Origin of the sequence: Sulfurimonas sp. HSL-1656 (assembly GCF_039645585.1) — a bacterium.
Lineage (GTDB): Bacteria > Campylobacterota > Campylobacteria > Campylobacterales > Sulfurimonadaceae > Thiomicrolovo > Thiomicrolovo subterrani.
Genome location: NZ_CP147915.1, coordinates 1,230,712 through 1,254,845, shown reverse-complemented (window position 1 = coordinate 1,254,845; position 24,134 = coordinate 1,230,712). Strand labels below are relative to the sequence as shown.

Sequence of the window (24,134 nt, the reverse complement as noted above, 5' to 3'; positions counted from 1 at the left end):
TAGCAATGCTGAATCCCCCTTGCGATATAATCGCGAAAATTTTTGCCGTAGGCATTAGACCTTCCGGCACAAGGACCCTACGTTTTGAGAAGCCATTACTGTACCGATTTAAACGAAAACAACGTCGGCGAGCGCGTCGAACTCGCCGGGTGGGCGAACAGTTACCGTGACCACGGCGGCATCATCTTTATCGACCTGCGCGACAAGAGCGGCCTGATCCAGCTCGTCTGCGACCCGGCGGACAACGCCGAAGCGCACAAGATCGCCAATGACGTCCGCGACGAATTTGTCCTCATCGCCAAAGGGACCATCCGTCTGCGCGGTGAAGGCCTGATCAACCCGCGCCTCAAAACCGGGGCCATTGAAGTCGTTGTCGACGAGCTCGTTATCGAGAACCGCTCCGCCCCGATGCCCTTCGTCATCGGCGACGAGTCCGTCGGTGAAGAGACGAAGCTCAAATACCGCTACCTCGACCTGCGCTCCACCGCCTCTTTCGATACGTTCAGACTGCGCTCCAAAGCGGCCATCGCGGCGCGCAACGTACTCGACGAACTCGGTTTTCTCGAAGTGGAAACACCTATCCTGACAAAATCCACGCCGGAGGGTGCGCGCGACTACCTCGTGCCCAGCCGTGTCCACGAAGGCGAATTCTACGCCCTGCCCCAGTCCCCGCAGCTCTTCAAGCAGCTGCTGATGGTCGGCGGGTTCGACCGCTACTTCCAGATCGCCAAGTGTTTCCGTGACGAGGACCTCCGTGCCGACCGCCAGCCCGAATTTACCCAGATCGATGTCGAGATGAGCTTCTGTGACCAGGAAGAGGTTATCGCCGTCGCCGAAAAACTGATCGTCGGGATGTTCAAAGCCGCCGGCCACGACGTCCAGGCGCCTTTCCCGCGTATGCCGCACAGCGAAGCGATGGAAAAGTACGGTTCCGACAAGCCGGACATGCGCTACGGCCTGGAGATGGTCGACGTCATCGACATTTTCGAGCGCTGTGACAACGAGGTCTTTACCGCCATCGCCAAAAACCCGAAGATGAACCGCATCAAAGCGCTGCGCGTCCCGGGGGCCGACCTCGTCTTCTCCAAGCGCGAAATGAAGAGCTTCGAAGACTTCGTCCGCAAATTCGGTGCGAAGGGGCTCGGCTACTTCCAGATGAAAGAGGACGGTCTCAAGGGACCGCTGACGAAGTTCTTCTCAGACGAAGATATCCAGGCGATCATCGATCGCACCGAGCTTGAAGTCGGCGACGTCGTCTTCTTCGGTGCCGGTGACAAGCACACCGTCTGGGACTACATGGGCCGTTTCCGTATCTTCATCGCCGAGCACGAAAAGATGAACCTCGTCGACAAAGACCGCTTCGAGTTCCTCTGGGTCGTCGACTTCCCGATGTTCGAGATCGACGAGGGGCGTGTCAAAGCGCTTCACCACCCCTTTACAATGCCCAAAGACCTCAACAAAGAGCATGTCGAAGATATCGAATCCATCGCCTACGACATCGTCCTCAACGGTGTCGAGCTCGGCGGCGGTTCCATCCGTATCCACAAGCAGGATGTCCAGGAGGAGATCTTCAAACTTCTCGGCATCGAAGAGGAGGAAGCACAGGAGAAATTCGGCTTCCTGCTCGATGCCCTCAAGTTCGGTGCACCGCCGCACGGCGGTTTCGCGATCGGCTTCGACCGCCTTATCATGCTGCTCGCCAAAAAAGACAGCATCCGCGACGTCATCGCCTTCCCGAAAACGCAGAAGGCTTCCTGTCTGCTCACCCAGGCCCCGAGCAGCGTCGACAACGCGCAGCTGCGTGAGCTGCATATCCGCACCAGAGAATCCAAAAGCCAGTCATGAGTCGTAAAAAACTCTTTCTTATCATCGGTGCGCCCGGTTCGGGCAAAACCACCGATTGCGAAGTGATCGCTTCGCGCCATGACGGCATCACCCACTACTCCGCCGGTGATATGTTCCGTGCGGAGGTCGCCACCGGCAGCGAACGCGGTCAGCTCATTAAGTCCATCATCGACCGTGGCGAGATCGTCCCCATCGCTATTGCGATCGAGACAATCGTCGGGGCGATCAAGCAGGCGCCGACCGCGGAGGTCATTATTGACGGCTACCCCCGCTCTATTGAGCAGATGGAAGCGCTCGATGCATACCTCGCCGGTGAACCCGAGGTAGCCCTGGCAAACGTCATCGAGGTCGTTGTGAGCGAAGAGATCGCCCGTGACCGCGTCCTCGGACGTGCGCGCGGCGCGGATGACAACGAGGCGGTTTTTGCTCGCCGGATGAACGTCTATGTTGAACCGCTGGCCGATATCCAGCGCTTCTACACTGAAAAAGGGCTGCTGCACAAGATCAACGGCGAGCGCGAGCTTGCCCAGGTCGCAGACGAGATGCAGGCCCACATCGAAAGTTTAATTTAACAAGGAAAAGCATGAAAATCATTCTACTCGGCGCTCCGGGCGCAGGCAAAGGCACCCAGGCACAGTTTCTGACGAAGGCGTTCGACATCCCGCAGATCTCCACGGGCGACATGCTCCGCGCGGCGATCAAAGCGGGAACGGAACTGGGCAAGCTTGCGAAATCCTTCATGGATGCAGGCAAGCTCGTCACCGACGAGATCATCATCGGCCTTGTCAAAGAGCGCATTGCGGAAGATGACTGCAAAAACGGTTTCCTGCTTGACGGTTTCCCGCGTACTATCGCTCAGGCGGATGCCCTCAAAGAAGCCGGCGTCGCCATCGATGCCGTGATCGAGATCGATGTCCCCGATTCAGAAATCGTCAGCCGCATGTCCGGCCGCCGCGCGCACCTGGCATCTGGCCGTACCTACCACGTCATCTTCAACCCGCCGAAAGTCGAAGGCAAAGATGACATTACCGGCGAAGACCTTGTACAGCGTGACGACGACAAAGAAGAGGTCGTGCTCGACCGCCTGCGCGTCTACCACGAGCAGACGGCACCGCTGATCGGTTACTACACGGCGGAAGCCGAAAACAACAGCGCCGTCAAATACATCCGTATCGACGGTACCCAGCCGATCGACACGGTACAAACAACCATTCTCTCCGCGCTGAAATAAGCGCCGGGCGGCAGCCCCGCCCTTCCCCACTTAGACGCTATAATATCCCTATGAATACGCCACATTTTTATGCCGTCATCATCGGCACCGAGATCCTCAACGGACGTCGGAACGACAAACACTTCACCTTCCTCAAAGAAGCGCTGGCAGCGTACGGTCACACCCTTTTCGCCTCGATGGTGATCAAGGACGATGCCGTACTCATCGAAGCGGCCTACCGGATGGTTCTCGCCGACCCCGATGCCGTGCTCTTCAGCTTCGGGGGGATCGGCTCCACCCCGGACGATCTCACCCGTCCCATCGCCGCCAAGGTCTTTACCGGCCAACCGCTGCGGCGCCATTTCCAGTTCGAACAGGACATCATCGAACGCTTCGGCGACGAGGCACGTCCGCACCGTATCCATATGGCGGACCTGCCCGTCGGCGTGACCCTGCTCAAAAACCCCGTCAACAACATGTCCGGGTTCGCCCTGGAACACCGGTACTTTTTCGTCCCGGGCTTCCCGGAGATGGCGCACCCGATGATCGAAGCTGCCATCAATGGGCACTATTCCCAGCAAAAACATGTTTTCCGAAAGACACTGATTGCAGAGACGAGCGAGAATACGCTTATCGACGTGATGAAAAAGGTGCCTGAGGCGATTGAGTTCTCTTCGCTTCCGATGTTGCGGGATGGTGTTCCCCGTGTCGAGATCTCCGTCGCCGGCAGCGAAAGCCCTGCCGTTGATAATGCTTTTGCGCTCTTCACCGACTTCCTGCACAACGCAGAGATCGCCTACCAGATCTCATGATACGCTTTTTGCTTTTCGGCTTTGTCTTCACCGCCGTCATGGGTGCGCTGAACCTCTACGTCTACCGCCGTTTCTTCCGGCGGCTTCATTTCGGCAGGGCCGCAGCGTGGAAATCGATCGCGCTCACTCTTTTCGTCGTCGAGGTCTTTTTCGTCTTTCAGACACTGACCCACCTCCTTCCCGATTCGCCGATACTCTACTACCTGCTCAGCAGCAGCGTCGGCATCACCTTTATCCTCTTTTTCGTCGCCCTCGTCTACGACCTGATGCATTCGGCGGCCGAGCGTATCCCTTTTCAGCCCGAACGCCGACGCTTCATCAAGATCGGCTTTGATCTCACCATGATCATCGCTGCGGTCAGTTACCTTTTCGGGGGCCTGATCGGCGGGCTTCGCCGGCCCATGCTGCGCTTTGAACGCATCTCGCTCGGGGAAGCGGATGCCGAACCTTTCCGCATCGTCCAGCTCAGTGACGTCCACGTCGGATTGGCGATCCGCAGGGAGTTCATGGCATCGTGCGTGGAGCGTATCAATGCATTGCGCCCGGACATGGTCGTCATTACGGGCGATCTTGTCGACCGCAAGATCGAACATGTCGCCGAGATGCTGCAGCCGCTCACATCCCTGCAGTCGCGATTCGGGACCTACTTTATTACCGGCAATCACGAGTATTTTCACGGCGTGGAGGAGATTGTCGCCCACCTCCGCGATGTCCTCGGCATCGCGGTGCTCGACAACCAAAGCGTCCGCATTGCCGACCGCTTCAACCTCGTGGGCATCAACGACCTGATCTCCAAGCGCATGGGCGTCATGCCCTACGATGTCGAAGCGGCCTTTTCGGAGTGCGACCCCGCCCTCAAAACGGTCGTCCTCGCCCATCAGCCCAAAAGCACGCGGATCATGCAGCACAAGGCGTATGACCTGATGCTCAGCGGCCATACCCACGGCGGGCAGATCTTTCCCTTCGGCCTGCTGGTCATGATCGACCAGCCCTACCTTGCAGGACTCTACCGCGTCGATGAGAAAAAACAGATCTACGTCAGCCGGGGGACGGGCTACTGGGGACCGCCGCTGCGGGTACTTGCCCCCAGCGAGATCGGCGTACTCGATATCGTCTGATCAGCGTCCCGTATGGAGTCGGCAGCTCACCGAGGTTGCGCAGCTTTTGCCTTCGAGGACGTATTCGAGTTCATAGAGGTTCTCCATACTGTAGGCGATATCCTCGAATGACTCCCGGTCCCCGGCAAAGAGCAGCTGGTCGCCGATCTGAAGCGGCATGTCCGGGTCCGGGAGCAGGAAATCCTCCTCGCCGCGCCGAAGGTAAAGCGCAACCGCCTGGTTGCAGTGACGGTGATCCTTTCGGCTCCGCAGCAATATTTCCAGTGGCGCCGTGCGGCCCTTTTCCAGATGGCGGCAGAGCGCGTAGGCGTGTTCCTCGTCCACGGCCGTCTCCAGCTTGTCCGGATTATCCCCGATGATCTGTTTGAGGGTCATGATGAGACCGTCGCCCCACTCCGCCCCCTTGTTTTTGATGAGCTGCAGAAAACGCTCGCTGAGCGGCCGCGCAATGGCGATGTAGGTCTGGTTGATCAGCAGGTTCTTGACGATGGTGACCCGGTCGATGTCCGCGGCCTTGAAAACGCTGTCGTCGTGGATGTTGTTCTGGCGGGCGATGGTGAAGATGCCCGGATTGAGTTTCTTCGCCGCCATGACGATGCTGAGGTTGATAAAGTCGTCGTTCATGCCCGCGATGATGCAGGAAGCCTCTTTGACGCCTGCTTCAAGCAGCAGCCTCTTGTCCTGGCCTTCGCCGACCATGATATGGACGTCGTCCTTGCGCAGCTGGCGCACTTTTTTCGGGTTCGTCTCGATAAAGACATACTCGATGCCGGCGCGCTTGAGCGCGATGCGAAGCGCCTTGCCCATCCGGCCGTATCCGCAGACGATATACTTGCCCTCGGTCGGGAGCATGTCGCGGGGGTGCAGCTGCAGCGGTTCGCCGTAGATCCACTGCTCCAGCATCAGCAGGGATGGCGCACGCAAACCCATATAGAGGCGTTTGGCGACGATCTTGAAGGGGTTTTCGACGATCTCGATACCGATCGTGTTGAGGTTGTCCGCGTACTCCTCGTAGGTCGCCTCGACGATCACCTTCACCTTGGGGTTGAGCAGTTTTGCCGCCATCGCCGTGTGGAGGTTCATCGCGTCGTCGCTGGAGAGCGAGACGACCGCCTGGCACTGCGGCTTGTTGATACCTGCCATGCGCAGCACGTCGGGATCGTTGATGTCGCCGTGCAGCGCAGGTATCTCCAGGGTGTAGTTGGCCAGAACCATCTCATCGATCCGCATCGCGTCGTTCTCGATGACGACGGACTGTATCCCCTCGTCGCTCAGCTTTCGGATAATGCTTTTGGCTAGCAGGTTGTAGCCGACGAAAATAATGAACGGTTCGCGGATATTGTGGATCTTTCCTCTGAACTTCGCCAGGTCGATCTGCGAGGCAAGGACCTTGTCCTGCATCAATGCGACAATGGCACCGATGGCATAAAACCAGCCGATGACGGAGAGGTAGATGGAAAAGGAGACCCAGAGCCGCTGCGGGTAGGTGAAAGTATAGGGCGTCTCTCCGAAACCGATCGTCGAAGCGGTGTAGGTGACAAAATAGAAGGCGTCAAAAAAGGTCAGGTGGTACGCCTTCCCCTGCTCGTCCACGCCGGGGATGAGCACCATCCCCAGGATGGAGACGGCGAAGGTCGTAATGAGGACGAACATCGGCACCCGGAGGCGCCGGATGATCAGGAACAGTGCAGTATTGTCCACGGCCTCAGCGCTTCGATTTGATGGTTTCCGCCGTAAAGAGGATGACGGAAACGATATTGGCGATCATGGCCCCGCCCGAAAGGGAGATAATGGCAACGACCACCTCCGTATTCATGCCGACGACGTACTCGCCGAAAGCCCAGACCGATGCGGAGCTGATCAGCTGAATATCGGCGACGAGGCTGGTGGCCAGCAGTACGGCCCCGATCTGCGTCTTGTCCCCCAGTTTGTAGACGGTCGCGATCAGGTTGAAGATGATCGCCGCAAAAAGTTCATACCGGCTGTGCTCGGCAATGACCGTCGGTTCCCCGTAAAAGAAACCGAAGTTCGTCGTCAGCGCAAGGATGATAAAGAAGCCGGAAATAACGTTGGACAGGTTCATAGACACTCCTTGGCAACCATTCTATTCTCCCCTCTTTTAAAAAGGCTTTAACCGTCAGCCCCTGTTTGACGCATCTTTAAAATTACTATATAATTTTGTATATAATTAATATTGGATGATATCATGAAGCCGAAAAACGAGATAACCCGTTCGCTTATTGTCGATAAAGAGGTGTGGAACGAAAGCATGAAATATGCGCGTCAGCGCTATAAAATGAGCCTGAGCAAGGTCGTCGAGCACCTGCTCGAAGAGTGGCTGAGCAAGGAGAAGCGCAAGCCGCTCGAGAACGAACGCCAGGAGAAGCTTTTTTAGCGGTAGTGGCGTTCGAAATGCCGGGTCGTGCCCTCTGTTTTGAGCAGCTCCAGGCGGGCGATGCGCTGCTCCGTCGTCGGGTGGGTGCGGAACAGATCCCCGAAGGAGACCTGTTTCCCGCTGAAGGGGGAAACGATAAAAAGGTGTGCGTTTTCCGGGGTCGCGCCCTGGACGCTGCCGCGGGCATTGGAGGTTTCGAGTTTGCGCAGAGCGCGCTGCAGCCATTCGGGGTGCCCGGTGATCCGTGCGGCACCGGCATCCGCCATAAACTCGCGGGAACGGCTTATTGTCATCTGGATGACGCTGGCAGCCACCGGCAGCAGCAGTGAGAGCACGATCATAATGATGGGGTTGCGGTCACGGTTGTTGCCGAACATGGCGCCGAACTGCATCATGTTGGCGATCATCGCGATGGCCCCGGCGATGGAGGCCGCCACCGTGGCAATAAGCATATCACGGTGCTTGACATGGGAGAGTTCGTGGGCCATAACGGCCTCGACCTCTTCGTCGTCAAGCATCCGCAGCAGCCCCTCGGTGATAGCGACGGCCGCGTGCTCGGGGTCACGTCCCGTCGCAAAGGCGTTCGGGGTTGCCTCGTGAATGATGTAGATGGCCGGTACCGGAAGCCCGGCTTTATGCGCAAGAGAGCTGATGATCCGGTAGAGCCGCGGGTTCTGTTTCGGCGTGACCGGTTCGGCATGGTAGTGCCGCAGGAGCATCTTGTCCGAGTAGAAATAGGCATAAAAGTTCATGCCGCCGGCCAGGAGCAGCCCGATCAGTGCGCCGGTCACCCCGCCGAAATAGCCGCCGAGCATGACAAAGAGCACGGCCAGGAACGAAAGCAGTAAAACGGTCTTGGCCTGTTCCATTACGCGCCCTCCTCTTCTCCCAGGAGCCCTAGCATCTGCTTGCGGTGGGTTTTGCGGGCGTAATCGGCGCCGGTGAGTCCCAGCTTGTCTTTGATGGCGGTGTTCGCACCGTTCGACATCAGCATCTCGACGATCGCCTTACGGTTATAGCAGACCGCGGCCATCAGCGGGGTAAACCCGCTCGTACGCCGGGTTTCATTGACGTCGATCCCCTCGTCGATCATCTTCTGAACCATCATCGGGTTGTTGTAGGTGATGGCGACATCAAACACGCTCACCCCCTCGTCGTCGGCATCGAAGAGGTCCGCGCCTGATGCGACGAGCAGCTCGAGCAGTTCATCGCTGCAGCGCAGCCGAAGGGCCTGCGAGACGACGGATTCACCGTGCTCGCTCTTTTCGTTGACGTCGGCACCCTCTTTCAGATACTTTTTGACTCCCAGGTAATCATCCGACTGTAATAGCGTCGACCAGTTGCTCATTGCTTCAATCCTTTGCGAAAGTATAACACCGCAACTTCTAACCCACAGCTTCGGTTTTGCATCAACAATACGGCTTAATACGCGCCTTAGAAAATCCTCCCAACGGCACAGATGCAGGGTTATCAGAGCTGGTCTGTGTTAAAATTCCGAAAAAATTCAAGGAACCTGCTCTATGGAAATGATTGAAACTGCAGACGCATTCAAGGCCAAAGTGGCTGACATTCAAAACGGCGAAGGGTACAAGGCGCCGGTCGCCTTCGGTATCTGCCGGGTCGACTTCGGCCAGCTGAACACCGACAAGATCCTGCAGGCGACCTACCCGGTCGTCAACTGGAATGAAAACTTCGGCAGTGCAGCCATCTTCATGGAGGCGCTCGGCGAGAGCGGCTGCCCGGTAGATATCAACGGCGACGAGGCGATCTGTAAAGTGACCCTGCCGTTCCTCGAGAGCTGTCTGAACGCTTTCACGCCCTACGCGGATGAGGCTTACGGTGATGCACACAAGAACATCCAGGTGATCTCGGCGCTGTACAACCAGATCAAAGAGAGCGGCATGCGCGACGGCGAGTTCCGCGTCGTCTTCATCTTCAACGATGCGCCGTGCCAGAGCGTCGAGGCCACCTACCTGAAGCTCTACGCGATGTCCCTGGGCAAAGTCGCCCTGCGCAGCATCAACCTGGGCGGTGCCTTCGGTGCCCTGCCGAACGTCGCCTGGAGCGATGGTCAGCCGATCGAACTCGACTGGCTCCGTGAAAACGAGATCGAGCTGAAATTCTCCGGCCAGTACCCGCATATCGATTTCGTTGACAAGTTTCCGCGCTTCCTGCAGCACATTATCCCGGCGGACAACACCCGTATCCTTGAAACGTCCAAGGTCCGCTTCGGTGCCCAGCTGCATGCCGGTACGACCGTTATGCCGGGGGCAAGTTACATCAACTTCAATGCCGGTACGACGGGTGTCAGCATGGTCGAGGGGCGTATCTCCAGCTCCGCGGTCGTCGGTGACGGTTCCGACGTGGGCGGCGGGGCATCCATCCTCGGCGTCCTCAGCGGTACCGACGGCAACCCTATTTCCATTGGGAAAAACTGCCTCCTCGGCGCTAACTCCGTCTGCGGCATCCCGCTGGGTGACGCCTGTATCATCGATGCGGGCATCGCCATCCTCGAAGGGACGAAGTTCCTGATCGAATACGAAGAGCTCGAAAAGATCAAAGCCGCCAACCCGGGTGTCGAACTCGAAGGCGACTGGTTCAAAGGGAAGGATCTCGCAGGCCTCAACGGCATCCACTACCGCCAGGACTCTTTTACCGGCGAGATGGTCGCCCTGCGCTCCCGCCGCGAAGTCAAGCTCAACGCCGACCTTCACTAAGTACCGCCTCCGCGGTACCTACTCCTCCTCCTGTTCGAAAACGAAATTCATACTTTCCACTTTATGCAGCAGTGAATACTCGTCGCTGTACCCTTCCAGCTCGTGCCCGAGACGCAGGGATGAGATGACGGTTTTCCCGATGATGTGCCGGCCGAAATTCCCCTCGTCGTCAACGGTTTTGACACCCCAGACCGTATGCAGGACCGCCGGCTCGCCGTCGTAGATCCCCAGGTAGAGCAGGATATGCCCCTTGAGGTAGATCAGTGTTTCAAAGGGCTTGCCCTCGGCGGCGATCCTGGACAGTTTTGCAGCGTCGTCAAGGCCTTCGAAGGAGACGACCGTCCCCACCCGGGACTGCTTGTAGGAGTTGCGCGGCAGCCAGAGGCCGAAGGGTGCGAAGATGTCCCGCAGTGTCGAGGAGCAGTCCCGCTCGCCGTAGAGGCCGCCCCAACCGTAGGTTGTCTGCATCACCGGTGTGATAACCCGCCGCATATTTTCACGCGTAAACGTCATGGGGAGTGCGGCCGCCGCATGATGCGGGATCTCCGCCGTACCGGCATGGCCTGCCGGGTCGACACGCCACTGTGCCGCGCTTTTTTGCTGCAGCGGCAGGACCATGCCCACATACCCTTCGAACATATACTGTCCCCGGAGGGAGTGGATCGGCATCCGGTCTTCAAGCAGACCTACCAGCGGCTGTGCCTGCAGAACGTCCCGTTCTGCCCTGCCGACCGGGGCAATACGCTCGGAGGGGACCCAGCCCGTCGCGTAGGAGGTCAGGACGTAGGCCCACGCCCCGCTTTTGGAATAGTGCGAAAGGTAGAGCGGTTCGCCGGCAAAAACGGTGCTGTTCTGCAGGTAATCAAACGGGAACCCCTCACCCGCTACCGAGGGGTCGTGAAACAGCGGCTTGTGCGTCGGGAAGTTTCGCAGATCCAGGCGGTGCAGTGCCACGGCGCGTCCGGCAGTGCTGCCGTACGCCTGCCAGTCCGCTTCGCGCAGCATTGCATAGAACCACGCCTGCGAGAGGGGCTGGAGGTTCTGCCCGTAGGCGTTTTCCGGGCGGTAGACGTCAAAAGGCCACTTGGCGTCTTCCAGCGCTTCGGGGACATAATCGTCCTGCCACACCTTGTAGTATTCGGTTTTGTACATGTTTTGCAGCGGCAGGGTGGCGTTGCGTTCGTTGAGCCGGATAAGATAGGGATCGATCTGCTGGGGAAAGCGCTGAAGGTCCTCCACCCCCGCCGGAGGGGGCAACAGCGGGACGGAGGCCGTGTCTTGGAGCATTTTGGGGGTACAGCCGCCCAGGGAGAGCAGCAAAAGCGCTGCCGCAACGGCGGTCAAAGGGCGTTGGTGGGAAAACATTATGACTCCGGCTCCCGCCGCGGGGACGGTTAATCGACCTGACCGAACCGTCCGACAACACGCCCGATGATCTCGATGGCATCGGGTGAGGCGGTCTGGACGGGATACTCTTTGTTGTCAGAAATAATGTCGATTTTACCATCTATTCGCTTGTGGAGGCGTTTGATGAAGAGGCCGCCTTCGGTATTGATGGTAAAAATCCCGCCCCGGCCGATATCTTTTTTGCTCCGGTTGACGAAGATGATGTCGCCGTAGCTGAAGGTCGGTTCCATCGAATCGCCGCTGACATTGATCGCCTCGATGTAGCGCAACTCCTGCTCCCCGCCGAGCGTCTGCACGAAGTTCGCACTCAGCATCATCGGTTCGGACCCCTCGTCAAACACGTCCGCCCCGCCGCCGGCGGAAGCACTGATCTCGCTGAAATAACGGACCATATAGAACTTGTTGGTCGGTTCGATGAGGCTTTCTGGCGACTGCCCAAAGAGCAGCCAGTTAATCGCGATGGAACGCTTGGCGCAGAAATTGAGCAGCTCCTCATAGGGGATCTTGTTGCGTTTTTTCAGGGTGGCAAAGTTCATCTGAGAGATCCCGAGCAGTGACGCGACATCCTTGTCGAACACCTTTTTCCCCGGAAGCTCGCCGGAAACGATATCCTTGATCTCCTCAACGATGTCGGCAAACTCTTTCATTTTCGGCTCCTTGTTTCACGCGTTGTTTTCTACAGCATAATCGTATAACGATGAGAGATCGTAGCAAAATTATATGTCAAATTGCAATATTTTAAAAGAAAGATGTCGCCTGGACCTACAATGGGTCAAATCGAATGACAAAGGGAGCACCCATGGCACAGATGATCAGAAAAGCGGAATCATGGTTTGAGAAGTTCGAACATTCTCTGGAGAGACTGGCGGACAGGCTGCTCTGAGCCTAGGCCTTTGTATCGGAGGATGTGTCCGTATCCTCCGCCTCTTTGCGTTTCTCTTCCGCTTCGCGCTCTTCGAATTTCTGGCGATGGTAGCCGCTGAAAATCACAAACATGAAAAGCACGAAGAGGATCAGCATGATCGTATCGATTACTCCGTTCACATCATCTCCTTGTAGGTCTCAAAGTTCTGCTCAATCGCTTTGTAAAGGATAATCCCGCAGCTGATCGCCAGATTGAGGCTGCGCCCCTCCCGCGTCATGGGGATCGTCATGCAGGCTTCCGGGTGCGTACTGAGAACATCGGCCGGGATCCCGGCGGTCTCGCTGCCGAAAAAGAGGTAGTCCCCCGCCTTGAAGGTATGTTCAAAGTAGGGCTGCTCCGTTTTGGTCGTCGCCAGGTGGTAGCGCGTGGCATCGGGATGCGCTGCGCTGAAAGCCTCCAGGCTCTCCCAGACGTGCAAGTCGATCTTGTGCCAGTAATCCAGTCCCGCCCTTCTGACCGCCTTTTCGCTGATATCAAATCCCAGCGGTTCGATCAGGTGCAGCGTGGCGCCCGTGTTGACGCAGAGGCGCCCGATGGCGCCGGTATTATTGGGGATCTGAGGATGGACGAGAACGATGTTAAACATGAGTGCCTTTAAAAGCGCAAAGCGCGTGGGCCTACTGACGATGCAGCAAAGCGGAATTCCGCAGCAAAGCGAGGACAACGTGCCTTAGCGGCAGCGTAGACAAATGGACTTTCGAGGAAACATCGCTGCGCGAGCGGTATCCTTGTTTTGTTCATTTGGCGTTTAGTTAAAAAATAACGGTCCGGTTCCCGTAGACGAAGATGCGGTCCTCGAGGGCCAGGCGCAGGGCCCGGGAGAGGACGATCTTCTCGATATCGCGCCCGAGGCGCTGCATCTCCTGCCAGTTGTGGGCGTGGTCGACGTGCTTGACGTCCTGGGAGATGATCGGCCCCTCGTCGAGGTCGTTGTTGACGAAGTGTGCCGTCGCCCCGATGATCTTCACGCCGCGCTCATAGGCCTGCTTGTAGGGGTTCGCCCCGATAAATGCCGGCAGGAAGGAGTGGTGGATGTTCAGGATCTTGTTCGCGTACGCCTCGACGAAATTCGGGGTCAGGATACGCATATACTTCGCCAGGACGATATAGTCGATCTCGCCGAAACCGGCCAGGCATTCGAGTACCTTCTGCTCGTGCGCGTCGCGGCTGAGCCCCTCGTGCGACACCGTGTAAAAAGGGATGCCGAACTTCTCGATCAGCGGTTGGAGCAGATCGTAGTTGGAAACGACCCCGAGGATGTTGGCGTCGAGTTCACCGGCTTCGTAGCGAATCAGCAGGTCCCCCAGCGCGTGGGACTCCTTCGTGACCATCAGGACGATGTTCTTCTTCTCCGGGGCGATGATACGCAGGTTCGCCTTTTCGGGCAGCACGGCGCGCAGCTCCTTCTCCAAGTCGTTGCCGTCAATAAAACCGCTGACGACGCTGCGCATAAAGAAGAGGTTCGTTTCGCTGTCGACGAACTCGCTGTTGGAGAGGATGTTCAGGTCGTACTTGAAAAAGATGCTCGAGACTTTGTAGACGAGCCCTTTTTCGTCACGACAATCGATCAGTACCCGGTACTCTTTCATTCTTTGGCCGCGTAGTTGGCGATGATGTCGCCCATTTCACTGGTGGAACAGAGCTCTTTGGCGTCGTAGTTGGCGAGGTCGCGCGTACGGTAACCGTCTTTGAGGGCGTGCTTGATGGCCGCGTCGATACGGTCTGCCGCCTCGTTTTCGCCCAGGGCGAAGCGGAGCATCATGGATGCGCTGGCGATCGTCGCGATCGGGTTGGCGATCCCCTGCCCCGCGATGTCCGGTGCGGAGCCATGGATCGGCTCGTAAACGCCGATCTTCGCCCCGACGGATGCGGAGGGGAGCAGCCCGATGGAACCGGAAAGCATGCTCGCTTCGTCACTGAGGATGTCGCCGAAAATGTTGCCGGTCAGGATGACGTCGAACTGTTTCGGGTCACGGATGAGCTGCATCGCGGCATTGTCGACGTACATGTGCGACAGGGAGACTTCCGGATACTCCTTGGCAACCTCTTCGACGGTTTCGCGCCACATCTGGGAGACATCAAGCACGTTTGCCTTGTCGACGGAACAGACCTTCTTGTTACGCTCCATCGCGATCTTGAAGGCCGTATGGGCGATACGCACGACTTCGGGCTTGGTGTAGACCATCGTGTTGTAGGCCTTGTCCCCTTCCCAGCCCTTCGGTTCGCCGAAGTAGATCCCGCCGATCAGTTCGCGCACGACCATCAGGTCGACGCCTTTGACGATTTCAGGCTTGAGGGAGCTGGCGTTGACCAGTTCGTCGTAAACGACGGCCGGGCGCAGGTTGGCGAAGACGCCGAGCTCTTTGCGGAAACGGAGCAGACCGCTCTCCGGGCGCTTTTCGCGCGGCAGGTTGTCCCATTTTTCGCCGCCGATGGCGCCAAAAAGGACCGCGTCGGAGTTCAGGGAGACATTGATGGTCTCCTGCGGGAGCGGATCGCCGGTGACGTCGTAGGCGCTGCCGCCCATCAGGACCTCTTCATAACGCAGGGAAAAATCGAACCGCGCGGCGACGGCATCAAGGACTTTAACCGCCTCATCAACGATCTCCGGGCCGATCCCGTCCCCCTTGATCAGGGCAATGTTATAGGTTTTCATGCTTTACCTCCTGCTTTGACTTCTTCTTCGGCATAATTCATCAGGCCGCCGGCGGAGAGCAGCTCCTGCATAAACGGCGGGATCGGCGTAAAGGCGTAGCTTTTCCCGGTCGTTTTGTCCGTGACCGTCCCCTTGTCCATGTCGACGGAGACGATATCGCCTTCGGCAATCTCGGCGCTCTCTTCCAGTTCGAAGATCGGCAGGCCCATGTTAAAGGCGTTGCGGTAGAAGATACGTGCAAACGTCGGGGCGATCACGGCGGCGACGCCGGCAGCTTTCAGGGCGATCGGTGCATGCTCGCGGGAAGAACCGCAGCCGAAGTTGTTGCCGGCGACGATAATGTCGCCCGGGACCATTTTCGAAACGAAATCCGGATCGGCGTCCTCCATTACATGCTTCGCGAGTTCCTTGGGATCGGACGTATTAAGATAGCGTGCGGCAATAATCAGGTCCGTGTCGATATCCTGGCCGAACCGCCAGACTTTTCCTTCGAGTGTGCTCATAGAAGATCCTGCAATTTTTTGGTGCGATTATATCCAAAAACCCTCAAAGGGGGTTGAATGACAGGTAATATTAATTAATATACTCCCTTTGGGCGTCACTTCAATTTTGTAAGAAAGCAAAGACTAAGCCTCTATAAAGTATAATCCCCACTTAACTCAAAACCCACAGGCCCGGCCCTCCCGGAAGCGGGAGAGGCCGAAACGCCCTAATACACTATTCCAGGAGCTTTTCACCCGATGACCGCAAAAGAACTCAATAAAGCCCTCGAAACCCTTTTTGTCGATCACTCCTCCGAAAACTGTATCACCTACGAGGCAGTTTCGGAACTTTTTGAGAAAAACCCGACAGCGGCCCAGGCCAAAAGCGTCCTGAAGCTTGCCGAGAAAAACAAGCGCTGCCTCTACACGGCTTCGGAGCATGCCAAGCTCATGAACGAGCAGGAAGCAGAAGCACGCCGTGACGCGCAGCGCAAACTCATTGAGAACGCCAGCGGCGAAGAGTTCGACATCCTCAAACAGCACGAGCTGATGGAGTGGTCCCGCTCCGACTCCCCGGTACGGATGTACCTGCGCGAAATGGGACAGATCCCGCTTCTGACCAAGGAAGAGGAGATCGAGATCTCCAAAAAGATCGAGTTCGGTGAAAGCATCATTATCGATGCGATCTGTTCCGTTCCCTACCTGATCGATTTCATCCTCGACTACAAAGAACCGCTTATCAACCGCGAACGCCGTGTCAAAGAGCTCTTCAAAAGCTTTGAAGACGAAAAAGACGACAGTGACGATGATAACGACAACGACGATGACGAGGGTGCAGAGAAAAAAGTCAGCGCCAAGGACAAAAAGCGCGTCGAGCTTGTTGTCAGCAGCTTCAAAGCCCTCGAAAAAGCGAAAAAAGAGTGGCAGAAAGCCTCTGAGAAACTCCCCGAAGGCGCTGAAGACGGCGAACTCAACGAAGAGATTGTCCTCTTCTTCCTGACGGCCAGCTTCAAAAAGAAGATCCTGAAAGAGAAACTGCTCGATCTCGGACCGACCTCCAAGCTCATCAACGAACTCGTCAAATCGATGGAGACCTCCCTCAAAAGCGACGAAGGGTTTGAAAAAGAGCTCAAGCGCCTCGAGTACAAGCTCCCGCTCTTCAACGACCTGCTGCGCAAGAACCACAGAGAGATCCTCGACAACATCACCGATCTCACCAAAGAGGATATCGCCGCACGGGTCCCCGAAGCGACCATGGTCGGTACCTATATGGAGATCAAAAAACTGATCCAGACCAAAGAGGCCTCCAAAGGCGGCTTCAATATGGAACCCGAAAAGCTCTCGGACATCCTCGAGCAGATCAAACGCGGTAAAGCGATCTCCGAGACGGCAAAGACACGGATGGCGAAGTCCAACCTCCGTCTCGTCGTCTCCATTGCCAAGCGCTATACCAACCGCGGCCTCCCCTTCCTCGACCTGATCCAGGAAGGCAATATCGGTCTGATGAAAGCCGTCGACAAGTTCGAGTACCAGAAAGGGTACAAGTTCTCCACCTACGCCACCTGGTGGATCCGCCAGGCTATCAGCCGTGCTATCGCGGACCAGGCGCGGACGATCCGTATCCCGATCCACATGATCGAAACGATCAACCGTATCAACAAGATCATGCGCAAATACCTGCAGGAGAACGGGAAAGAGCCCGATGTCGAGACGATCGCCGAAGAGGTCGGCCTCTCCGTCGAGAAGGTCAAGAACGTCATCAAGATCACCAAAGAGCCGATCTCCCTCGAGGCACCGATCGGCAGCGAAGAGGACGGCCGTTTCGGCGACTTCATCGAAGACCGCACCTCGCTCTCCCCTTCCGATGCCATTCTCAAAGACGACCTCAAGGTGCAGATCGAGGGCGTCCTCGAACAGCTTAACGAGCGCGAAAAAGCCGTTATCAAGATGCGCTTCGGGATCATGGACGACGAAAGCGACCGTACCCTTGAAGAGATCGGCAAAGAGCTCAACGTCACCCGCGAACGCGTCCGCCAGATCGAGAGCAGTGCGATCAAAAAGCTCAAGCATCCCAAAGTCGGCCGTAAACTCAAGAACTATATCGAGGAATAATGACCTTCGAACAGCAGTGGATCGAATACGATTTCAACCCCTATATCCTCTTCAGCGCCGCGGGGAAGGTCCTCTCCGTCAACGCGGAGGGGCAGTACCTGCTCGGCGCCGTCGACCGCCACACCCTCTTTGAACTGGCCACCACCTACGCCAGCCCCTCCTTCGGTTTCAAAACGACCTTTATGGAGCTGGAGTACGGCCGCTTCAAGATCTTCGGGATCATGGTCGGGTACGTCAACGAAGAGGAGATCGGAATCCGCTTTTTCCAGACCCCCTCTTTCCAGTTCTCACGCCCGGAGATCGAAGGCGAGCTCGTCAACATCTACTCGCTCATCGACCTCTGTATCGCGACGAACTCCATCGGGAACAAATCGTCCTTCCAGAAAGACCTGGACCCGACGATGCCCGAAACGCGTCTCAACACCGACCAGTTCATCCGCCTGCTCAACAAAATGTACGAATCCTTCGGCGGCAGTGAAATGATCACGACGAAACTCGCTTTCCGTATCGGGGAGTACATCCTCTATGAAGAGAAAAAGTACACCTTCTTCTCCCTCAAGGTAAGCGGAAACGTTTTTGACGAAGTCTACAAGTCGGCGATTGAGCAGATGTGTAAGAAGAATCACCTCTTCTGCGAGGTGGGCAAGAAATCCGTCACGGTCAACATCCCCATCATCAACCAGTAAACGGCCGGATCAGCGGGAGGCGAACAGCGCCTTTCCGCTCAGGAACCCTGCCACGATCCCCGCTGCCAGTCCCGGCAGAAAATACCAGAGTAAAAGCATATTGTTGTTTTTAAGGGCGATAAACCCGAGGATCAGGATGCCGTACGGTACCAGGCGGTAGACGGAGAGCAGCGCCGGCGTCGACTTGGAAACGTTGCGCACGGTGGCCTTGTTCGCCTTTAGGCGCGCCTTCTCCTCCTTGATGACATCCTTGAGCGGCTTCTCCTCGTCGATACCCTCATCGCTCTCGCTATAAAGATCGTAAGGGTCGTCGATCTTCTCGACGAGATCGTCCTGGTGGATCGCTGTTTCGTTTTCGAGGTTGCGCTGCACGAGTTTGCGGTAGCTGTAAAGCGAACCCAGCAGGATCAAAAACGCGGAAACGAATGCGATCTGGGCATTGAGAAAGGCCGCTTTGGAGACGGCGAGCAGGCCGTACAACAGGATATGAACGGCGAGGAAGGGACTAATAGTGCTTCGCAGCGTCGTCATCGTCATCGTCGTCGTCACCTTCCAGGGTCTTGGGGTTGTAGCGCGGGTTTTTGGAGAGTTCCTCGAACTCTTTGTACTGTTTCGAATAGGCCTTGAAAACGTTCAGGAACGCCGCGGCGATCCCGATGACCACGCCGACCCAGAGCAGCCACGTGATGCCCGTCAGTTTCTTGAGACCGATCCCGAGCGCCACCCCGATCAGCACGGCCACGACCATCGAGATACCGAGTGAGAGCGTTTCCGCCCCCTCGACAATCGGCTTGAGGCGCGGCTTGCGCTCTTCGGGTTCTCCGTTCTCCGGGGTCAGGCCCGTCAGGTGCTTGTCCGCCATCAGAGCGCCCCCATCACTTCATCCGCCGCGCTGATCGTCGCTTCGATCATCGCGTCGGTGATCTGCGTACAGATAAAGCCCGTCTCGAACTGCGAGCAGGCAAAGTAGAAACCGCGCGACAGCATGCCGGCGTGGAAAGCGGCAAAACGCTCCAGGTCCGATGCCGCCGCATCGTCAAAGTTCTTGACCGGTTTGTCGTTAAAGAAGAAGCCGAACATCGAACCGCGCACATCCGTCTTCAGGGCAATGCCGTGCTTGTCCGCCGCTTCTGCAAACCCCTCCATGAGCCGCTTCGCCCGTGCTTCGAGCACGCTGTAGAGCTTGGCGTTGCTGCGGAGTTTGCGCACGGCGGTGATCCCCGCCGCCATCGCGACCGGGTTGCCGCTCAGCGTCCCCGCCTGGTACACCGGTCCTTCCGGGGAGAGCTTCGCCATAATCTCGGCTTTGCCGCCGAAGGCGCCGACCGGCATCCCGCCCCCGATAACCTTGCCCAGCGTCACCATATCCGGCGTCGTCCCGGTGATGGACTCGGCGCCGTGCAGGGTAGCGCGGAATCCGCTCATAACCTCGTCGAAGATCAGCAGTGCGCCGTGGGCGTCGCAGAGCAGGCGCAGTTCCGCCAGGAACTCCTTGTCCGCCGGGACGAGCCCCATGTTGCCGGCGATCGGCTCGATGATGATACAGGCGATATTATCGGAGTCTTCGAAACATTTGCGTACGCTCTCGATGTCGTTGTATTTGGCCAGGAGGGTATGCTTGGTGAAGTCCGCCGGGACCCCCGGGGAGCTCGGGTTGCCGAAGGTCGCAAGACCGGAACCGGCCTGCACCAGCAGGGAATCGCTGTGGCCGTGGTAGCACCCCTCGAATTTGACGATGTCGTCCTTGCCCGTATAGCCCCGCGCCAGGCGGATGGCGCTCATGACCGCTTCGGTACCGCTGGAGACGAAACGGACCTTGTCGATGCTGTCGAAGATCCCGATAACTTCCTTGGCCAGCTCGCTCTCGGAGAGGGTCGGCGCCCCGAAACTGAGCCCGTGGCGGACCGCGTCGCAGACCGCATTCTCGATCGCTTCGTCGCGGTGGCCGAAGATCAGCGGCCCCCAGCTCTGGACATAATCGACATAAGCGTTGCCGTCGATATCGTAAAGGTGCGCGCCTTCGCCCTTTTCAATAAAAAGCGGGGTCCCGCCGACGCTTTTAAAGGCGCGTACCGGCGAATCCACACCGCCGGGAATCAATGTCTGTGCTTCTTCAAATGCCTGAATCGAGGATGTAATATTCATTGACCGTCCGTAAGAAGGGGCATGCGGCACGGCGACGGCGCGCAAACTCCCCTGAATTTTCCCGCCATTATAGCAAATGGGTTATAATTCCCCCACTTTAAGTAACGGCCGGCAAAAGCGCATTTCGGCTGGAAGGAAACACCGACCCGATGAGCCGAAGTACCGCCGCCCTGATCATTGCCGTACTCTTCCACCTGCTCATCCTGATGCTTTTCCTCCTGCTGGGCTTCATTTTCGTCACCGAACCGGTCGAGCCGAAACTCCAGGAGCACCGGATCAAGGTCGCGCTCAAAGAGCGCCCGAAAGCCAAAGAGAACGCCGCGCTCCCGAACAAGCGCCCCCCGACGGAAAAAGTCCCGCCGATGCCGAAGGGCAAGCAGCTTGAAAAGCTTCCCAACTCCCAGCCGTTACCGCAGCCCCAGCAGCAGCTCCCCGTTGCCCAGCCGACGCCGGTCAAACCGCAGCAGAAGATCCCGACGCCGACAAAGATCGCCGAGCCGCAGGAACGGGTTGCCAAAACCGAACCACTCCCGCCGGAAAAGCCCTACATCCCTTTTATGAAAGCACCTGAGCCGAAAACGGTCGAGGACAATGCGACCACGGTGCCGACAAAGCATAAGAACCTCTTTGCCAAACTGTCGCAGAAACAGAAGAACGTCGAAAGCAAAGCCTCTGCCGCGTCCGCTTCCGCCAAACGCGAAAGCCGCATCCCGGACGATATCCGCGAGGCGTACGGCGATGCGTTCGGGAAACTGAGTGCAGGGGAACAGAAGTACCTGCTCGACAACCAGGAGATCATGCGCCGCCTCACCCAGACCCAGCTCAACGCTACCGGCAGCACGATGATCCCCAACAACATGCGCGTCAACGACTACAACATCGTCGAGTTCTATCTCCACCCTGACGGCCGTATGACCGATTTCCGCACCGTACGCAACAGCGGTTTCTTCCTGCTCGACGAAGTGACGAAGGAGACAATCGAATCGGTCTATTGGAAATACCCGCGCCCGGAGCAGAAGACCCTGGTACGCTATAAATTCGGCTACTACCTGCGCGGCTATTAAGCGTACACGCCTTCAGGCCGACGCTTCCAGTGCCGCTTTGCGCGTTGTGACATCGACGATCTTCGTCACCATCAGGTCCGAGGTGACATTGAGGGCAGTGCGGAACATGTCGAGCACCCGGTCGACGGCGACGATAAGGCCGATATAGTCCGCCGGAAGCCCGATCTGGTTTAATATGACGACCATCATCACCAGCGAGGCGCTCGGCAGCGCCGCGACGCCGACGGAGAGGGCCACGACGGTCACCCCTAGCAGCACCTGGTCGCCCAAAGAGAGCTCCACACCGGCCAGGGTCGCGATATAGAGCACGGCCACGACCAGGTAGGCCGCCGTCCCGTCCATAGAGACTGTCGCGCCCAGCGGCAGCACGAAACCGGCGCTTTCCCGCCGCACCCCGCCTTTATGCTCGCTCACCTCGATGGAGACCGGCAGCGTCGCCGCACTGGAGGCTGTGGAAAAGGCGAGCAGAATCGCCTCTTTCACCCTTCCCATATAATGGTAGGGGTTGATACGTGCAAAGAAAGCGACGAGGAACGGCAGGGTCAGCAGCCCGTGTAGCAGGATCACGCCGATTACGACAAGCATATATTTCCAAAGCCCGAGAATGACGTCCACCCCCTCGTCTGCGATCACGTAGGCGATGAGGCTGAAGACGCCGATGGGCGTCAACTTGATGACCCATTCGGCCATCTTGAGCATGGCATTGTTGACCCCGGTAAAGAAGTCGAGCATCAGTCCCTGGTGGTGGTCGCTGAGGTAGAGGCTGGCGATCGCGAAGAGGATGGAGAAGACGATCACCTGCATCATCGCCCCGTTCGTGAGCGATGCGAAGACGTTCGTCGGGATGAAGCCAAGCAGCATCGCCTCGAAAGAGAAAGGTTTGATCTCGTGCGCCTGCGCGAACGCGACCCCTTCTGCGGAGACCGCTTCCCCGATACCGACAATGTTCATGACGACGATCGCCAGCAGGACGGAAAGTGCTGTCGTAAGCAGGTAGAGCCCGATCGTGCGAAGCCCCATATGCTTAAGGTGATGCAGCGTCCCCAATCCGGCAATGGCGACGAAGATACTCGCAAAGACCAGGGGGACGACGAGCATCTTCAGCAGCGCGACGAACATCTGGCCGATCACCCGCTGTGCCAGGGCAAGTTCGGGTAAGAAAGCGCCGAAGAGCGCTCCGAGCACGATACCGGCCAGTATCTGTCCGTTCGTCGACGCAAACGCCGCACGAAGGCGGTTCACTCCGCGCCCCTCAGCAGGGCCAGCGCGCCTTTGTAGATCGGCTCATCAACAAAACCGTACACCTCGTGCGTGAAACCCGTCACCCCGTTGGCGCGCTCGGCCTCGAAGAGGGCCACGATCTCCCGCGCCCTCGCCAGTGCCGCCTCGTCCTGCCCGAAGGCCGCCATCACCTGCTCCGCCTGTTTTGGAGACAAACACCCTTTGGCATCAAAGCCCATCTCGCTTTCCAGAGCAAGCCAGGCGGCAAAACCCGCCTCGTTGCGGTAATCCTGGTAGACGAAAGAGACGGGTTTGACGCCGAGGGCGCGGCAGGTGACAAAAAAGTGCGACAGCAGATAGCGCATGGTCGGGTTCTCCGGGGCGATCAGCGCCTGGTCCAGCCCCAGGTCGGCGAAGAGGTCAAGGATGCCGAGGTAGAAGGTGCTTACCCGCGGATCGGCACGCAGCGTGCTCAACGCCAGCCACGCCTCTTTTGTCTCGATGGAGAGGTGGATCTCAATGGGCGCCGGTACCATCGCCGCAATGCGTTCGACCTCCTCCGCCGTGCGGACCTTCGGAACGCGGATGGCGTCGGGCATGAAGGGGGCAAGAAATGCGATTTCCTCCGCCCCGCCCTCGTCAAGGGAGTTCACCCGTACGATCAGCTTCTTGTCGGACTGCGGCAGCCGGGAGAGCGCAATGGCGCAGAGGCGCAGTGCCACGGGTTTTTGCGCTTCGGAGACCCCGTCTTCGAGGTTGAACATCACCGCGTCGGCAGCCAGCTGCGGGATCTTGGCGAGGTGCCTGACGCGGTGGGCGGAGAGCATCAGCGGCGCATGGAAAGTCGCCGAGGTGTTCAGGGAGCGGTGCTGAGACGAAAGAAACGCGTCCAGGGCACCGATATCAAGCGTCTCCGCGGCCCGCTCCAGCGCGGGAAGATCATTGTGAAACATTGGCATCCTTTGGGTGCAGGTAACTGTAAAGGGTGTGCCGCTCCTCCTCGGTCAGAAAGTAACGCGGCATCCCCTTGACCCGTCCGTTCAGGGCCCTGTCAAAGTCTTCGAAGGCGATGACGTTGATCGCCGGGGCGGTAAACGATTTGCGAACGCCCTTGTCGGTATAATTGGCGATCACCTTCCCCTCGCCGTGTTCGCCGTGGCAGAGATTGCAGCCGATCCCCCTCGGATTGTGGTAGAGCTGCGCGGCGTACTCCTGCGGGGTGATGAAGGACTCCTCCGCCGCAAGAAAGGTCGCCAAAAACAGGAGCCAACGGGCCATTAAAAGCACCTTTTTATTGAAGTAGGGGTATATTATCAAAAAAATAATTAGGTCAGTTGAA

27 protein-coding genes are annotated in these 24,134 nt (G+C 57.8%); 10 read left to right on the top strand and 17 right to left on the bottom strand.

All coding sequences use genetic code 11. The annotated features are described in order from the left end of the window. Positions 1-84 precede the first annotated feature (84 nt). From aspS to WCX49_RS06385, 5 genes are read left to right on the top strand one after another with little or no spacing between them, the layout of a single operon-like run. Positions 85-1,845, top strand: coding sequence for an aspartate--tRNA ligase (gene aspS / locus WCX49_RS06405; protein WP_345986753.1), 1,761 nt, complete (start codon positions 85-87; stop codon positions 1,843-1,845). Next, complete coding sequence (locus WCX49_RS06400; RefSeq protein WP_345986752.1) at positions 1,842-2,417, top strand: adenylate kinase; 576 nt, start codon at positions 1,842-1,844, stop codon at positions 2,415-2,417. Before aspS ends, WCX49_RS06400 begins: the two co-directional genes overlap by 4 nt. Before the next feature lie 11 nt (positions 2,418-2,428). Then, positions 2,429-3,076 carry an adenylate kinase gene (gene adk, locus WCX49_RS06395; RefSeq protein WP_345986751.1) on the top strand — a complete coding sequence of 216 codons (648 nt, stop codon included), beginning with the start codon at positions 2,429-2,431 and terminating at the stop codon, positions 3,074-3,076. A gap of 50 nt (positions 3,077-3,126) precedes the next feature. Continuing rightward, positions 3,127-3,867, top strand: coding sequence for a molybdopterin-binding protein (locus tag WCX49_RS06390; RefSeq protein ID WP_345986750.1), 741 nt, complete (start codon positions 3,127-3,129; stop codon positions 3,865-3,867). After that, positions 3,864-4,985, top strand: a complete 1,122-nt coding sequence (locus WCX49_RS06385; RefSeq protein ID WP_345986749.1) for a metallophosphoesterase — start codon at positions 3,864-3,866, stop codon at positions 4,983-4,985. The genes WCX49_RS06390 and WCX49_RS06385 overlap by 4 nt, the downstream gene beginning before the upstream one ends. On the opposite strand, the gene WCX49_RS06380 is transcribed toward WCX49_RS06385, so the two are convergent. After that, positions 4,986-6,686: an NAD-binding protein gene (locus WCX49_RS06380; protein ID WP_345986748.1), complete on the bottom strand. Its 1,701-nt coding sequence runs from the start codon at positions 6,684-6,686 to the stop codon at positions 4,986-4,988. It lies immediately after the preceding gene. A gap of 4 nt (positions 6,687-6,690) precedes the next feature. Next, a complete protein-coding gene (locus WCX49_RS06375) occupies positions 6,691-7,068 on the bottom strand; it encodes a DUF6394 family protein (protein ID WP_345986747.1) in 378 nt (125 codons plus the stop codon). A 111-nt stretch (positions 7,069-7,179) separates the two neighbouring features. Between WCX49_RS06375 and WCX49_RS06370 the strand changes: the two genes are divergently transcribed. Next, the gene (locus tag WCX49_RS06370; protein WP_345971446.1) at positions 7,180-7,380 is read left to right on the top strand and encodes a hypothetical protein; all 201 of its coding nucleotides are present in this window, start codon (positions 7,180-7,182) and stop codon (positions 7,378-7,380) included. Here the strand turns inward: WCX49_RS06370 and htpX are convergent. Next, a complete protein-coding gene (htpX, locus tag WCX49_RS06365) occupies positions 7,377-8,249 on the bottom strand; it encodes a zinc metalloprotease HtpX (RefSeq protein ID WP_345986746.1) in 873 nt (290 codons plus the stop codon). The two genes, WCX49_RS06370 and htpX, sit on opposite strands and share 4 nt — an antisense overlap. Beyond that, the gene (locus tag WCX49_RS06360) at positions 8,249-8,728 is read right to left on the bottom strand and encodes an ankyrin repeat domain-containing protein (RefSeq protein WP_345986745.1); all 480 of its coding nucleotides are present in this window, start codon (positions 8,726-8,728) and stop codon (positions 8,249-8,251) included. Before WCX49_RS06360 ends, htpX begins: the two co-directional genes overlap by 1 nt. A gap of 172 nt (positions 8,729-8,900) precedes the next feature. Between WCX49_RS06360 and WCX49_RS06355 the strand changes: the two genes are divergently transcribed. Continuing rightward, positions 8,901-10,097: a tetrahydrodipicolinate N-succinyltransferase N-terminal domain-containing protein gene (locus WCX49_RS06355; RefSeq protein ID WP_345986744.1), complete on the top strand. Its 1,197-nt coding sequence runs from the start codon at positions 8,901-8,903 to the stop codon at positions 10,095-10,097. Between the two features lie 18 nt (positions 10,098-10,115). Here the strand turns inward: WCX49_RS06355 and WCX49_RS06350 are convergent, their stop codons facing one another. The 7 genes from WCX49_RS06350 to WCX49_RS06320 all read right to left on the bottom strand — a co-directional run bounded on the left by WCX49_RS06350 (position 10,116) and on the right by WCX49_RS06320 (position 15,588). Then, on the bottom strand, positions 10,116-11,462 hold the full coding sequence (locus tag WCX49_RS06350) for an SH3 domain-containing protein (protein WP_345986743.1): 1,347 nt from the start codon (positions 11,460-11,462) through the stop codon (positions 10,116-10,118). A 29-nt stretch (positions 11,463-11,491) separates the two neighbouring features. Beyond that, positions 11,492-12,151 carry a LexA family transcriptional regulator gene (locus WCX49_RS06345; protein ID WP_345986742.1) on the bottom strand — a complete coding sequence of 220 codons (660 nt, stop codon included), beginning with the start codon at positions 12,149-12,151 and terminating at the stop codon, positions 11,492-11,494. 238 nt (positions 12,152-12,389) lie between these two features. Next, positions 12,390-12,548: a hypothetical protein gene (locus tag WCX49_RS06340; RefSeq protein ID WP_345986741.1), complete on the bottom strand. Its 159-nt coding sequence runs from the start codon at positions 12,546-12,548 to the stop codon at positions 12,390-12,392. Continuing rightward, complete coding sequence (locus WCX49_RS06335; protein ID WP_345986740.1) at positions 12,545-13,015, bottom strand: tRNA (cytidine(34)-2'-O)-methyltransferase; 471 nt, start codon at positions 13,013-13,015, stop codon at positions 12,545-12,547. Before WCX49_RS06335 ends, WCX49_RS06340 begins: the two co-directional genes overlap by 4 nt. Positions 13,016-13,181: 166 nt before the next feature. Next, positions 13,182-14,018 carry a formyltetrahydrofolate deformylase gene (gene purU / locus WCX49_RS06330; protein ID WP_345986739.1) on the bottom strand — a complete coding sequence of 279 codons (837 nt, stop codon included), beginning with the start codon at positions 14,016-14,018 and terminating at the stop codon, positions 13,182-13,184. Beyond that, positions 14,015-15,085, bottom strand: coding sequence for a 3-isopropylmalate dehydrogenase (gene leuB, locus WCX49_RS06325; RefSeq protein WP_345986738.1), 1,071 nt, complete (start codon positions 15,083-15,085; stop codon positions 14,015-14,017). The genes purU and leuB overlap by 4 nt, the downstream gene beginning before the upstream one ends. Next, on the bottom strand, positions 15,082-15,588 hold the full coding sequence (locus tag WCX49_RS06320; RefSeq protein ID WP_345986737.1) for a 3-isopropylmalate dehydratase small subunit: 507 nt from the start codon (positions 15,586-15,588) through the stop codon (positions 15,082-15,084). Before WCX49_RS06320 ends, leuB begins: the two co-directional genes overlap by 4 nt. Before the next feature lie 237 nt (positions 15,589-15,825). Between WCX49_RS06320 and rpoD the strand changes: the two genes are divergently transcribed. Together rpoD and WCX49_RS06310 are read left to right on the top strand one after the other, a co-directional pair. Further along, positions 15,826-17,679: an RNA polymerase sigma factor RpoD gene (gene rpoD, locus WCX49_RS06315; protein ID WP_345986736.1), complete on the top strand. Its 1,854-nt coding sequence runs from the start codon at positions 15,826-15,828 to the stop codon at positions 17,677-17,679. Continuing rightward, positions 17,679-18,365 (top strand): hypothetical protein, encoded by a 687-nt coding sequence (locus tag WCX49_RS06310; protein WP_345986735.1) that lies wholly within the window; start codon positions 17,679-17,681, stop codon positions 18,363-18,365. The genes rpoD and WCX49_RS06310 overlap by 1 nt, the downstream gene beginning before the upstream one ends. A gap of 9 nt (positions 18,366-18,374) precedes the next feature. On the opposite strand, the gene WCX49_RS06305 is transcribed toward WCX49_RS06310, so the two are convergent. Genes WCX49_RS06305 through hemL form a run of 3 tightly spaced genes read right to left on the bottom strand, consistent with a single transcriptional unit; the run spans position 18,375 to position 20,510 of the window. Next, positions 18,375-18,902 (bottom strand): hypothetical protein, encoded by a 528-nt coding sequence (locus tag WCX49_RS06305; protein WP_345986734.1) that lies wholly within the window; start codon positions 18,900-18,902, stop codon positions 18,375-18,377. After that, the gene (locus tag WCX49_RS06300; protein WP_231021205.1) at positions 18,871-19,227 is read right to left on the bottom strand and encodes an AtpZ/AtpI family protein; all 357 of its coding nucleotides are present in this window, start codon (positions 19,225-19,227) and stop codon (positions 18,871-18,873) included. The genes WCX49_RS06305 and WCX49_RS06300 overlap by 32 nt, the downstream gene beginning before the upstream one ends. Beyond that, the gene (gene hemL / locus WCX49_RS06295; RefSeq protein ID WP_345986733.1) at positions 19,227-20,510 is read right to left on the bottom strand and encodes a glutamate-1-semialdehyde 2,1-aminomutase; all 1,284 of its coding nucleotides are present in this window, start codon (positions 20,508-20,510) and stop codon (positions 19,227-19,229) included. Before hemL ends, WCX49_RS06300 begins: the two co-directional genes overlap by 1 nt. 149 nt (positions 20,511-20,659) lie before the next feature. Between hemL and WCX49_RS06290 the strand changes: the two genes are divergently transcribed. After that, a complete protein-coding gene (locus WCX49_RS06290) occupies positions 20,660-21,574 on the top strand; it encodes an energy transducer TonB (RefSeq protein WP_345986732.1) in 915 nt (304 codons plus the stop codon). Positions 21,575-21,586: 12 nt separating this feature from the next. On the opposite strand, the gene WCX49_RS06285 is transcribed toward WCX49_RS06290, so the two are convergent. The 3 genes from WCX49_RS06285 to WCX49_RS06275 are packed head-to-tail and all read right to left on the bottom strand — an operon-like array spanning position 21,587 to position 24,073. Next, on the bottom strand, positions 21,587-22,816 hold the full coding sequence (locus WCX49_RS06285; protein WP_345986731.1) for a dicarboxylate/amino acid:cation symporter: 1,230 nt from the start codon (positions 22,814-22,816) through the stop codon (positions 21,587-21,589). Then, on the bottom strand, positions 22,813-23,748 hold the full coding sequence (locus tag WCX49_RS06280) for an aldolase/citrate lyase family protein (RefSeq protein WP_345986730.1): 936 nt from the start codon (positions 23,746-23,748) through the stop codon (positions 22,813-22,815). Before WCX49_RS06280 ends, WCX49_RS06285 begins: the two co-directional genes overlap by 4 nt. Then, on the bottom strand, positions 23,735-24,073 hold the full coding sequence (locus WCX49_RS06275) for a cytochrome c (protein WP_345986729.1): 339 nt from the start codon (positions 24,071-24,073) through the stop codon (positions 23,735-23,737). Before WCX49_RS06275 ends, WCX49_RS06280 begins: the two co-directional genes overlap by 14 nt. Positions 24,074-24,134: the final 61 nt, after the last annotated feature.

Bases quoted from the DNA above. Each gene is read 5' to 3' on its own strand.
- WCX49_RS06400 (WP_345986752.1), top strand. From the start codon at position 1,842: ATGAGTCGTAAAAAACTCTTTCTTATCATCGGTGCGCCCGGTTCGGGC.
- adk (WP_345986751.1), top strand. From the start codon at position 2,429: ATGAAAATCATTCTACTCGGCGCTCCGGGCGCAGGCAAAGGCACCCAG.
- WCX49_RS06390 (WP_345986750.1), top strand. From the start codon at position 3,127: ATGAATACGCCACATTTTTATGCCGTCATCATCGGCACCGAGATCCTC.
- WCX49_RS06385 (WP_345986749.1), top strand. From the start codon at position 3,864: ATGATACGCTTTTTGCTTTTCGGCTTTGTCTTCACCGCCGTCATGGGT.
- WCX49_RS06375 (WP_345986747.1), bottom strand. From the start codon at position 7,068: ATGAACCTGTCCAACGTTATTTCCGGCTTCTTTATCATCCTTGCGCTG.
- htpX (WP_345986746.1), bottom strand. From the start codon at position 8,249: ATGGAACAGGCCAAGACCGTTTTACTGCTTTCGTTCCTGGCCGTGCTC.
- WCX49_RS06360 (WP_345986745.1), bottom strand. From the start codon at position 8,728: ATGAGCAACTGGTCGACGCTATTACAGTCGGATGATTACCTGGGAGTC.
- WCX49_RS06355 (WP_345986744.1), top strand. From the start codon at position 8,901: ATGGAAATGATTGAAACTGCAGACGCATTCAAGGCCAAAGTGGCTGAC.
- WCX49_RS06350 (WP_345986743.1), bottom strand. From the start codon at position 11,462: ATGTTTTCCCACCAACGCCCTTTGACCGCCGTTGCGGCAGCGCTTTTG.
- WCX49_RS06345 (WP_345986742.1), bottom strand. From the start codon at position 12,151: ATGAAAGAGTTTGCCGACATCGTTGAGGAGATCAAGGATATCGTTTCC.
- WCX49_RS06335 (WP_345986740.1), bottom strand. From the start codon at position 13,015: ATGTTTAACATCGTTCTCGTCCATCCTCAGATCCCCAATAATACCGGC.
- purU (WP_345986739.1), bottom strand. From the start codon at position 14,018: ATGAAAGAGTACCGGGTACTGATCGATTGTCGTGACGAAAAAGGGCTC.
- leuB (WP_345986738.1), bottom strand. From the start codon at position 15,085: ATGAAAACCTATAACATTGCCCTGATCAAGGGGGACGGGATCGGCCCG.
- WCX49_RS06320 (WP_345986737.1), bottom strand. From the start codon at position 15,588: ATGAGCACACTCGAAGGAAAAGTCTGGCGGTTCGGCCAGGATATCGAC.
- rpoD (WP_345986736.1), top strand. From the start codon at position 15,826: ATGACCGCAAAAGAACTCAATAAAGCCCTCGAAACCCTTTTTGTCGAT.
- WCX49_RS06310 (WP_345986735.1), top strand. From the start codon at position 17,679: ATGACCTTCGAACAGCAGTGGATCGAATACGATTTCAACCCCTATATC.
- WCX49_RS06305 (WP_345986734.1), bottom strand. From the start codon at position 18,902: ATGACGATGACGACGCTGCGAAGCACTATTAGTCCCTTCCTCGCCGTT.
- WCX49_RS06300 (WP_231021205.1), bottom strand. From the start codon at position 19,227: ATGGCGGACAAGCACCTGACGGGCCTGACCCCGGAGAACGGAGAACCC.
- hemL (WP_345986733.1), bottom strand. From the start codon at position 20,510: ATGAATATTACATCCTCGATTCAGGCATTTGAAGAAGCACAGACATTG.
- WCX49_RS06290 (WP_345986732.1), top strand. From the start codon at position 20,660: ATGAGCCGAAGTACCGCCGCCCTGATCATTGCCGTACTCTTCCACCTG.
- WCX49_RS06280 (WP_345986730.1), bottom strand. From the start codon at position 23,748: ATGTTTCACAATGATCTTCCCGCGCTGGAGCGGGCCGCGGAGACGCTT.
- WCX49_RS06275 (WP_345986729.1), bottom strand. From the start codon at position 24,073: ATGGCCCGTTGGCTCCTGTTTTTGGCGACCTTTCTTGCGGCGGAGGAG.